Raw genomic sequence first — 10,162 nt, 5'->3', positions numbered from 1 at the left:
TTCATCAACGAGAGCCAGGTTCAATTCCTGGAGGATCTGATGTGGCAGCAGGGTTATCTCGACAGCAGGCAGATGTCGGGCGCGTTTCAGCTGTTGCGCTCGAACGATCTCGTCTGGTCCTACGTGATCAACAATTACCTGATGGGCGAGCGCGAGCCCATGAGCGACCTGATGGCCTGGAATGCGGATGCGACGCGCATGCCCTATGCGATGCATTCCGAGTATCTGCGGCAGCTGTTCCTGCAGAACGATCTTGCCGAGGGGCGATTCAGGGTCGTTGGCAGGCCGATCGCGATCGGCGATATCCGTGCCCCGATCTTTGCCGTCGGCACCACGCGCGATCACGTCGCACCATGGCGTTCGGTCTTCAAGATCCATCCTCTGACCGACACGGACGTGACCTTCCTCCTCACGACCGGAGGTCACAATGCCGGAATCGTTTCGGAGCCCGGGAGGCCGCATCGCAGCTATCAGGTGCTGAGCAAGAAGGAGGGCGACCGCCACCTGGATCCTGATACCTGGCAGCTCCTCGCGCCACGCCGCGAGGGGTCCTGGTGGCCGGAATGGGTCGCCTGGCTCGGCCTTCATTCCGGGAGCCCGGTGGCTCCTCCGACCGTTGGGGCGCCTCCGGCCTATCCTGTGATCGGCACGGCACCGGGCACTTATGTGAGAGAGCCCTGAAGGCTTACAGCGCGGGCTCGCACATGGGCCGCGGTCCGACGGATCCGTCGAATCCGATCTGGAACGGCACGACGTAGCTCGGCGCCGGCGCCGTGATCTCATCGTCGCATGCCGCGCTCTCGCGGACCCGTTCGAGCCGGCTCACAAGCCGCTCCGAGGCGCTCACCAGCAGGCGCTGCTTGCGTGAATAGGGGCGCGTTCCGACAACCGCGTCGCTCACGACGATCAAGCCCGCGGAGTAGACATCGTCGGACGCCATCTCGATTCCCGGATCGCGCTCGATCACACCGGCGAGACTGATCAGGACGTTACGCAATTCGCGCAGCTTGGTCTCCTCGGCATCCTGTGCGATCGCGGCCACGATCTGCTCGATCTGCGCGATCTTCTCTTCGAGAATCTTGGAAAAGGACTTGTCCGCCATGGCCGTCGCCTCCGGGAGAAAACGGCGCGCGAAATCGCTTGCGCCTGTTCACTCAGAATGCGCTCTCATGGTTAATGAAAGGTTAGGGAGGGGTCCGAAATCACGCCGCTATAGGACGGTGACGGCGCCGTTTCCGCCGGTAATTCGTCGGGCGCTCCTCCTTCGGGCGTTCCAGCGGGAGACCGATGTCGCCCCGGTGACAGGTCGTCGGCAGAAAAAGAATCGACCTCGATCGCCGCTGCGACAGCCATCTCCGTTTCCTCGAGAAGGCGAGCGTCGGCTGCGGAGATGACATCGCTCGCAAGGGCCGCGCGCCAGTCCTCCATGTTCGCTCTCCTGACCTTGTCGCGCAGGGCTTGCGTCCGCGTGACGAGCAAGAAGGCTCGTTCGAGCCGGGACAGGCCGTCGTTGTCCGTGCCGTGATAGAGGCCGGGCGTCAGCCGGTCGCGCGCCGAGGAGGGTTCGAGGAGGATGGCGGCGCATTGCGCCGTCAGCGCGTCGGACGGGCCGAGCGCCCGTGCGCCGAGAGGCTGGATGATCAACTTGAGGAGCCACGCGACCGGACGTTGAGGCAGGTTCGCCAGAATCTCCGCGAAGCGCATTTCGACGGTCTGGAAACCGCGCGCCATGACAAATCCGAGAAGAGGCAGATCGTCGCGCTGGCGGCCCTCGTCATGCCATCGCTTAAGGGCCGCGGACAGGAGATAGAGCTCCGACAGGATGTCGCCGAAGCGGGCCGAAATCAGCTCTCGGCGCTTGAGAGCCCCACCCATGGTCAGGAAGGCGAAATCCGCGGCAAGGGCGAAGGCTGCCGAATAACGTCCGAGCTGGCGGTAATAGCGCCGCGCCGCGCCGGCGTTCGGGGCGGGGGACAGCCACCCGCCGCTCCAGCTTCGTGCCCAGGCGCGGAACAGGGTCCTCGCCGTATGGCCGACATGGGACCAGAACACCTTGTCGAAGTCGACCAGCCCGCGCCCCTCATCGGCGTCGTTGAGCGTCATAAGCTCCTCGAGGATGTAGGGATGGCTGCGGATGGAGCCTTGGCCGAAGATGATCAGGCTGCGCGTGAGAACATTGGCCCCCTCGACCGTGATCCCGACGGGAACCGCGCGATAGAAGTTGCCGAGATAGTTCAGCGGTCCGTCGATCACCGCCTTGCCGGCGTGGATGTCCATGGCATCGTTCAGGGCGATGCGCATGCGTTCGGTGGCGTGCAGCTTCATGATGCCCGAGATCACCGCCGGATGATGGCCCTGGTCGAGACCCGCGCAGGTGAGGCGGCGCGCAGCGTCGAGGAGGTAGGCAGCTCCGGCGATGGCGGCGAGTTTTTCCTGGACGCCTTCGAACCTGCCGATCGGAATGTGGAACTGCTCGCGCACGCGGGCATAGGCGCCGCTCGTATGGGCGGCGAATGCGGCGCCCGCAGCCGATAGAGAGGGAAGGGAGATTCCGCGCCCCGCGGCGAGCGCACTCATGAGCATTCGCCAGCCCTGGCCGACGCGCTCGCGGCCTCCGATCACATCGTCGAGAGGAATGAATACGTCACGGCCCGATGTCGGGCCGTTCTGGAACATCTGGAAACAGGGGATGTGCCGACGCCCGATCTCGACGCCAGGAGCGGATGTGGGTACCAGCGCGACGGTGATCCCGATCTCCTCCTCGCCGCCGAGGAGACGTTCCGGGTCGCGTAGCTTGAAGGCGAGGCCGAGCACCGTCGCGACGGGCCCGAGCGTGATGTAGCGCTTGTTCCAGTTGAGACGGATGCCGAGCACCTCCTGGCCCTCGTGCTCCGCGCGGCAGACGATTCCCGTATCGGTCATCGACGCCGCGTCGGATCCTGCCTCCGGGCTCGTCAATCCGAAGCACGGGATCTCGCGACCGTCCGCCAGGCGCGGCAGCCAGTATTCCTGCTGCTCCTTCGTGCCGAATTGCAGAAGCAACTCCCCGGGGCCAAGCGAGTTCGGAACCATGGTCGCAACGGCGGCGGCAACGGAGCGGGTGGAGATCTTCCGCACCACCTCGGAATGCGCATAGGCAGAGAAGCCGAGGCCACCATGGACCCTGGGAATGATCATGCCGAAGAACCTGTTCGCCTTCAGGAAGTCCCAGGCCTCCTGGGGCAGGTCCCGATCCGTCCAGGTGATGCGCCAATCGTCGAGCATTCCGCAAAGCGTTTCGACCGGGCCCGCAAGGAAGGCCTCTTCCTCGGGCGACAGGCCGGCCGGCGGCACGGCGAGGAGCTTGTCCCAGTCGGGGTTGCCCGTGAACAGGTCCCCGTCCCACCAGACGTCGCCCGCTTCGATGGCCTCGCTTTCTGTCGCCGACATGCGGGGCATGGCTTTTTTCGCGAAGCGAAAAGCTGGTCCAGAGAGCCATTTCAGGCGAAAGCTCGGGTCGGTCATGGCGTTCACTCGCTCCGCTTCAAGCCTCGGCATGCGAGGACTTAGGATGACGCGAAACGGCATAAGGCCGGGGCATCGCCCGCAGCTCGGCCGTTTCCAAGTCCTCTCCATTTGTACAGGGAAATTGGATTTCGCCCAGAGTCGCATGTGCTTGGCAAGCGCTCACCTGGTGCAGGCGGGGCCAAACCCGGGATCGAAACATCGGCAGCGCGGGTTGTCCGGTGAGACGGAGGAATAGGCGCAGCGAGATGGAGATTGCATCAGCCTTCCGCATAACGCCCTCTGAAGGCGACAGGCCGGGGGCGTTCGCCGCATTCCCCTATGATCGGGAGCTCGTCGCGCGCTTCCGGGAGGCATTCCCGCGCGCTCGCTGGCGCGGCGGCGAGCAGTGTTGGTTCGTGCCGGGAACGACCGCCCTCCGGCGCCTCGATGCCTGGATATCCCGGGAACTCGAGACCCTCGACCGGCACGCCGACGACAAGGGCCGCGATGCCTTCGCCTTCGAGCCGCTTCGGAGTCCCTACCTCATCGTCGGCGACGACCTGGCGGTGCGCACGCCCTATTCCCGAACCGTTGTCGAGGCCATGCGCCAAATCCCCTGGGCACGCTGGGATCCCGAAGCGAAGGTCTGGCGTGTGCCCTTCCGCTCCTATGACGACCTGCTCGGCCGCTGGCCCGAGATCGAGGGGGCCGCGCGGCGCAACGAACCCGAAGCCCGGAGAGCCCGGCGCCTGGAACAGCGCGAACATGAGGCGTCTCGAGCCACGCAGGCCGAGCGCCGCCGTCGGCGCTATCCCGTGCCGGGGGACGATCTTCCCCCTCTCGAGCAGCCGGTGGCGACCGTCTCCTGGGGCATTGTGGTCTTCGAGGCCATCGAGGCCGAGCCTGTCGCCGATCCTGCCGTGGGGGAGCTCTATCCTCACCTGCGGAGCCCATCGAACGGGTATGTCTGGGCGCGCTGGCGCAGGCCTCTTCTGTGGGAGATCTATCGGGCGAGGCCGGCGCGGGATCCGCGCGATCCCGATTTGGCGACGAGCCGGGGATGGTGGCTGCCTGATCGTGAGGAACTTCGCGAACGGGCCCGGCAGCTGCGCCAGATCGAGCGGGCGGCGCGGGCGCGGGGACTTTCGGAGAAAATCTAGGAAACGCCGCATGCCAGGCAAAAAAATCCGGGCCCGTGGGCCCGGATTGTGGTGGTGGTGGGAGCGAGGCTCGGGCCTAGAACGGAATATCGTCGTCGATGTCGGAAAAGCGCGAGCCGCCGCCTGCCGGCGCGGGCTTGCGCTCGAGCGGCGCCGAGCGCCCGAACTCGCCGCCGCGGCTGACCTGGCCGGGCTCCTCCTCGCCGTATTCCGAGGCGCCGCCGCCCCGGCTGTCGAGGATCGTCAGCTCGCCGCGGAACCGCTGCAGCACCACCTCGGTGGTGTACTTCTCCACACCCTGCTGGTCCTGCCACTTGCGCGTCTGCAGCTGGCCCTCGACATACACCTTCGAACCCTTCTTGAGATACTGCTCCGCCACCCGCGCCAGGTTCTCGTTGAAGATCACCACCGAGTGCCACTCGGTCTTCTCCTTGCGCTCCCCGGTCCCCTTGTCCTTCCAGGTCTCCGACGTCGCAATCCGCAGGTTCACCACCGGCTCGCCAGAGTTCAGACGCCGAACCTCCGGGTCCCGACCCAGATTGCCAACCAATATCACCTTGTTCACGCTGCCTGCCATGGCAACACTCCACTTCATCTCTCCTGACGATCGTCAGGTCGGTTTCGCTCTCCTGTCCCATTCGGACATCGGTTTCGTTCTACATTTGTTCTGTGAAAATGGCAAGCGCGCCGGTTGAGCGAGCGAAGGCTGTTCATGGGAGGGGCGGGTTTACGGGCGTCGGCAGAGGGGTTGCCCATCGCGGTCCATTCCGCGACGGGCGCGCCTATTCAGCGGCTTGCAGGTAGACGACTTGAGACTGGGCTCCGCCGACCTCGCGGAGGGTCTTTGCCATGTAGGTCAGGCGCTCGACCACCTTGTCGAGATCTGCCTTGGCGCCGGCGCTGAGATCATAGGCATTGCGGCCGCGATAGAGCCGGTTGATCTGGCTCTCCATTTCGACAGCACTTTCGCGGATCCGATGAATGAGGTTATCCGCGATGGCGTCGGCATTGCTGTCGACGACGCAGAAGCCCACATCGCTTGCACGTTCCTTGGACATCGATGACACCTCTTCTTGTCGTTCTTCTCGGGTTCAGGCAACGGCCCTGTGATCCAGCGCGGCCAAAAGGCCGAGCCGGCGGGCCAAAGTTCTTTTCGTCGCGGGACCGATCCAGGGCAGCGTCGTGAGATAGGCGAGCTTGTCGTTGCTCGCGCCATAGTCCCGGAACAGACGGGCACGCTCGCGCCAGACCTGGTCGATCGCGTCAGCCTTGGACGGATGACGGAAGCCGAGCCGTGCCGTCGCGCCCATCTCGAGCGCCCGCATGCATTGTCCAAAGGTGCGCCGCCCCACGGAAGGCGTGACGCTCGCCTGGCAGATCGCAAAAATCACGTGCCGCGCGAAATCGTCCGCGGTTTCGACTTCGGCCACATCGGAATCGTCCGCGACGCCGAAAGGGGATGTCCGCCGATCCATGGATCGGCGGAGGGGATGCGCGGAGCTTGGCAATAAGTTCACTTTATGTTCCATGCCGCCTGAATCATCCGAACAAGCTTCGTTCCCGTTCTCCGAATCCTTTTCGGCGCCCGCCAGCGAAATGACGTGGCCCGCATGAGATCGAAACGGGAGGGGCGAAGCCGCGCATGGGCCGAAAGGGAGCGGATGCCTTCGACGTTGCGCTTGCGCACACTTGCATCGGAACCGTGAAAAGCCTCGTGATCGTCAGGATTTTCAGCACCTTTCCGCTGTATTAAGATGGGGTCGCGCAAGCCCTGTTGCAAGGTCGCCAGCGATGACGCAGCAAGCTTTGCAGCGCTTCCGGAAGGCTGCGGCCAAGCGGCGATTTCGCGGCGCGCGATGGTGAATGTGCGCGCAAGATCGATGTCGGACTCGATCCGGTGAACGGCGACCGCACAGGAGAACGCCTCCGCAAACGGAGCCATGGCGCACCATGTCTTTTCCGCCATGTGGAGAGGCCACGACCACAGGCCGTCGCCCCGCCTGGCGCCAAGGCTTTCACGCTCGATGAAGTAGCCGGTTTCCTTGTGCTCGAGACCGCTTGCCGTCACGAGCCATTCCTCGTTCTCGAAAATCGACAGTTCTTCCGTCACGGCTGCCATTCCGACATCCTCCGCGCCACGGTCTTGCGATGCCTTAATGGCGCCATGACCGGGTTTCATGAATTGAAACTGGAACAAAAAGAGAACATACCGCGGGGAGATTCTGTGTCAAGCAAATGCGCTCGCGCGGACTGTAATCTCGGAGTAACGGATATTATGTGGGGACGGAGCGGTAGGATTAAAGAGATTGTGCCTTCGACGTCCGACAGTGAGACGATAGTTCTCGCAAACATTCACAGCCCAGCTTGACTTGAAGAAGCGCCGATCCGGGAAGGGAGAGACCTCGAGATGACGAGCCTGAAACGCCCGCAAAATGACAGCCTCAGGCGCCTTGAGGGGATGCGTGCCACCTTCGAACGGCTGCGCGCGGAGCGCATCCGGGCAGAGGGCGAGGTTGACCGGCTGACGCGGGACCTTGAGCAGGCCCGAGCCAAGGCCAGGGACGAGTTCGGCACCGACGACGAAGCGGAGCTTCAGCGGCTGATCGAAGCAGCCCTGACGGAGAATGCGAAACGGGTCGATGATTTCGATGCCGTCCTTCGCGATGTCGAAAGCCGTCTGCGCCAACTCGGAGGCGAGCCCTGATGCGTGGAGACGCCGATCATCAGGTCGCCCGCGCGGCTTCGGCGCTCGCGCGTCTGGAAGGCCGCCGCGACGCACTCAAGGCTCGTGCCGACGAACTGACCCGCGACATCGAACTGGCCAAGGGACGCCTGGCCGTGAAGGACGAGGTCGAGGCCTTCATCGAGGCCGTTCACGGCAGTGCCAGCCGGCGCAATCTGGCGGCGTTCGAGACGCTCCTCTCGGCTCTGGTTCAGGAGGTCCTGCCCGGCGAGAAGCCTGTCGCCCTCGACCTGTCGACGGAGCGTGGGCTGGCAGCCCTCGATATCTGCGTGAAGCGTCAGGACGGCAGCATGGAGGATGTGCTTGAAGACAATGGTGGCGCACTCACCAATGTCATCGGCATGGCCCTGCGTCTGATTGCGGTGGTCAAAGCCGATGTCGCGCGCTTTCTCGCCCTCGACGAGGCCGACTGCTGGATCGCGCCTGAGCGCGTTGCCTCCTTCTATCGCGTCCTGGAGGACGGTGCCGCGCGGCTCGGCGTTCAATGCCTCGCCGTATCGCACCACGACCTGTCGCAATTCTCGGGGCAATTCCACATCGCGCGCGTCGTCGGCGGGCCCGTATCCGGCGTGACCATTCAATCCGCGGATTGCAGCGCTGAGTGGGACGACGCCGCGCCCGGCCTGCGCTTCATCCGTCTCGTCAACGTGCAGGCCTATGAGGATGCCACGCTTCCCTTGAGCCCCGGTGTCAATGCTCTGATCGGGCCGAACAATCGCGGCAAGTCGACGTTCATCCGCGCGCTTCGCGCCGTGTTCTATGGCGAGGCTCGCGATAGCCTCGTGAGGGCTGGCGCGAAAGCGGCGGCGATCGAGATCGGCGTTGCGGGGCGGCGCGTTCTTCGCTTCACGCGGCAGCCGCGCCGGACTCCCGTCAATATCTGGTCGCTGCATGAGGCCGATGGAACAATCGTCGAGACCGCGGCGATGCGCTACGAGACCGGCGGTCGCGCGGTGCCGGACTGGGTAGCGGAACTGTTCCGCATCAGGAAAGTCGAGGATCTCGACGTCCATATCGCACACCAGAAGTTTCCGGTATTTCTTCTGGGCGAGCCCGCCTCGCGCCGCTCGGCCGTCCTGTCGATCGGGCAGGAGGCCAGCTACATTCGCGACATGCTCGTCATCCATCGGGAGCGCTGCGCCCGCGACAATGCATTGGTGCGCAATGGTGAGCGCGAGCTGATCGCGCTGCGGGAGGAGTTGGAGAGCCTCGAGGCGCTGGCCCCCCTCAAGAGCCGTCTCGGCCTGGCGCAGGACCGCGCAGTTGAAATCAGAGCGGCGGAACTTCACCTTCAAGCCATGCAGATGACGCTCGGTTGCATGCAGGACCTGGCGCGGAAGGCGAGGCTGGCGCGGGCCCGTGCTGACGCGACCGCCGCCCTGCCCACGCCCGACAGTTTCGCCGCGCTCGGCATGGATCTGCAGCGTGCCGGGGAGCGGGAGCGCATCGGCCGCGATGTCCTGGATGCCGTCGCCCGGCTCCGCCGTTGCGAGGAGCGCATGTCCTGCCTGCGGTCATTGCCGCCTGCATTGCCGACCCTTGAAGCCACGGAAGGGATGCAAGGCGCCCTGACGCGTCTCGCAGATGTCCGGAATGCGGCTGCCGGTGCACGGGATCGCATGACACGGATCGATGCGGAACTGGAGGCTCTTCGTACGGACATAGCGGATCTCGTCGAGGAGAACGGCGGATTGTGTCCGACCTGCGGTTCTCCCGTGAGCGCCGAGACCCTTTTGGACCATCAAACCCATCTGACCGGGGAGCGACTGACCGCATGATCCTATCCGGAGAAAGCCTCGACACCCGCGCCTGCAGCGGGCTTCTCGTCATCGGGGACCCGCATGTGGGCTCGCGCCGTCCCGGGCGGCGCAAGGATGTACTCTGGCCCCAGCCGGTTCTGGCGAAGCTCGAGCATTGCGTCGGCTTGGCCAACGGGCGCGACCTAGCGGTCGTCATTCTGGGCGACCTGTTCGATCGGCCGGTCGAGCCGGACGAAGCGCTGAAGAACCAACTCATCCGCATCCTGAAAGGCTTCCGGCACCGCCCGGTCGTCAATGTCGGCAATCACGACATTCAGCACATGACCCTGACCGACAGCGACACCCTGGCGCTGCTCGGCCTCTGCGATGTCGTCGATGTGGTCGCCACATCGGCTCCGGTCGCTGCCTATCGGATCGGCGATCGCCGCATCGGGATCGGCATGACACCCTTCGGCCAGGCGATTCCAACCGACATCCGCGGTTCCTTCACGGACGTGGACCGGCAGGTCTGGTTCAGCCATCACGACATCGCTTTCGACGGCGGCTATCCCGGCGCGGTACCGCCTTTCGCGATCGAGGGATGCGAGCTTCTCGTCAATGGTCACATCCACAAGACGCAGAAGAGCGTCACGGCCGGCCGTACGCGCTGGATGAATCCGGGTAACATCACCCGCCAATCCGTCGACCTCGTGGACCATGTGCCGCGGGCATGGGTCCTCGATGCCGCCGGAGACCTGAGCCCCGAGGCCTTGCCGTTCGAGGCCGATGTGTTCGATCTCACCGGCCGACTGGTCGAGGCCGCGGACGGGGCAGTCGTCGCGCAGGCTGTCGAAAGCGCCTTCGTCACCCTGCTCCAGGCAGAATCGCCGACGGAGCTGAAGCGGAGCGGCGACGGATCCATCCTGCGCGACGAGATCGAGGCGCAGTTCCTCTCCGGCGATACGCCCGATGCCGTGCGCGCCGTCGTCCGCTCCCTCCTCGGGGAAGCGGTCGAGCGCCATGCCCGGTCCTGA

At 64.8% G+C, this 10,162-nt stretch carries 11 protein-coding genes (1 of these 11 running past the window's edge); 5 read left to right on the top strand and 6 right to left on the bottom strand.

What is annotated here, in order from left to right; genetic code table 11:
- Positions 1 to 681, top strand: the 3' end of a protein-coding gene (locus AC522E_RS16195) for a PHA/PHB synthase family protein (RefSeq protein WP_500747288.1). The gene continues 1,179 nt to the left of window position 1, outside the view; the window shows 681 of its 1,860 coding nt (coding positions 1,180-1,860); its start codon lies off the left edge, out of view; it ends in the stop codon at positions 679 to 681.
- A 4-nt stretch (positions 682 to 685) separates the two neighbouring features.
- Here AC522E_RS16195 and AC522E_RS16190 read toward each other — a convergent pair whose 3' ends face one another.
- Entirely contained in the window at positions 686 to 1,102 is a 417-nt protein-coding gene (locus AC522E_RS16190; RefSeq protein WP_500747287.1) for a hypothetical protein, read from the bottom strand.
- A gap of 71 nt (positions 1,103 to 1,173) precedes the next feature.
- Entirely contained in the window at positions 1,174 to 3,504 is a 2,331-nt protein-coding gene (locus tag AC522E_RS16185; protein ID WP_500747286.1) for an acyl-CoA dehydrogenase, read from the bottom strand.
- A gap of 248 nt (positions 3,505 to 3,752) precedes the next feature.
- On the opposite strand from AC522E_RS16185, the gene AC522E_RS16180 reads away from it, so the two are divergent.
- Positions 3,753 to 4,646, top strand: coding sequence for a hypothetical protein (locus tag AC522E_RS16180; protein WP_500747285.1), 894 nt, complete (start codon positions 3,753 to 3,755; stop codon positions 4,644 to 4,646).
- Between the two features lie 76 nt (positions 4,647 to 4,722).
- Here the strand turns inward: AC522E_RS16180 and ssb are convergent, their stop codons facing one another.
- The 4 genes from ssb to AC522E_RS16160 all read right to left on the bottom strand — a co-directional run bounded on the left by ssb (position 4,723) and on the right by AC522E_RS16160 (position 6,765).
- Positions 4,723 to 5,223 (bottom strand): single-stranded DNA-binding protein, encoded by a 501-nt coding sequence (gene ssb / locus AC522E_RS16175; protein ID WP_500747284.1) that lies wholly within the window; start codon positions 5,221 to 5,223, stop codon positions 4,723 to 4,725.
- Between the two features lie 205 nt (positions 5,224 to 5,428).
- Positions 5,429 to 5,704 carry a hypothetical protein gene (locus AC522E_RS16170; RefSeq protein WP_500747283.1) on the bottom strand — a complete coding sequence of 92 codons (276 nt, stop codon included), beginning with the start codon at positions 5,702 to 5,704 and terminating at the stop codon, positions 5,429 to 5,431.
- A gap of 33 nt (positions 5,705 to 5,737) precedes the next feature.
- Positions 5,738 to 6,076 (bottom strand): hypothetical protein, encoded by a 339-nt coding sequence (locus AC522E_RS16165; protein WP_500747282.1) that lies wholly within the window; start codon positions 6,074 to 6,076, stop codon positions 5,738 to 5,740.
- Positions 6,077 to 6,159: 83 nt separating this feature from the next.
- On the bottom strand, positions 6,160 to 6,765 hold the full coding sequence (locus AC522E_RS16160) for a hypothetical protein (protein WP_500747281.1): 606 nt from the start codon (positions 6,763 to 6,765) through the stop codon (positions 6,160 to 6,162).
- A gap of 288 nt (positions 6,766 to 7,053) precedes the next feature.
- Here AC522E_RS16160 and AC522E_RS16155 point away from each other — a divergent pair, with 288 nt between their 5' ends.
- Genes AC522E_RS16155 through AC522E_RS16145 form a run of 3 tightly spaced genes read left to right on the top strand, consistent with a single transcriptional unit; the run spans position 7,054 to position 10,162 of the window.
- On the top strand, positions 7,054 to 7,350 hold the full coding sequence (locus AC522E_RS16155; RefSeq protein WP_500747280.1) for a hypothetical protein: 297 nt from the start codon (positions 7,054 to 7,056) through the stop codon (positions 7,348 to 7,350).
- The gene (locus tag AC522E_RS16150) at positions 7,350 to 9,167 is read left to right on the top strand and encodes an AAA family ATPase (RefSeq protein ID WP_500747279.1); all 1,818 of its coding nucleotides are present in this window, start codon (positions 7,350 to 7,352) and stop codon (positions 9,165 to 9,167) included. Before AC522E_RS16155 ends, AC522E_RS16150 begins: the two co-directional genes overlap by 1 nt.
- Positions 9,164 to 10,162, top strand: coding sequence for a metallophosphoesterase (locus AC522E_RS16145; protein WP_500747278.1), 999 nt, complete (start codon positions 9,164 to 9,166; stop codon positions 10,160 to 10,162). Before AC522E_RS16150 ends, AC522E_RS16145 begins: the two co-directional genes overlap by 4 nt.

Source organism: Microvirga sp. BF8, from assembly GCF_059888585.1.
This window is presented reverse-complemented; position numbering and strand designations above follow the sequence as displayed.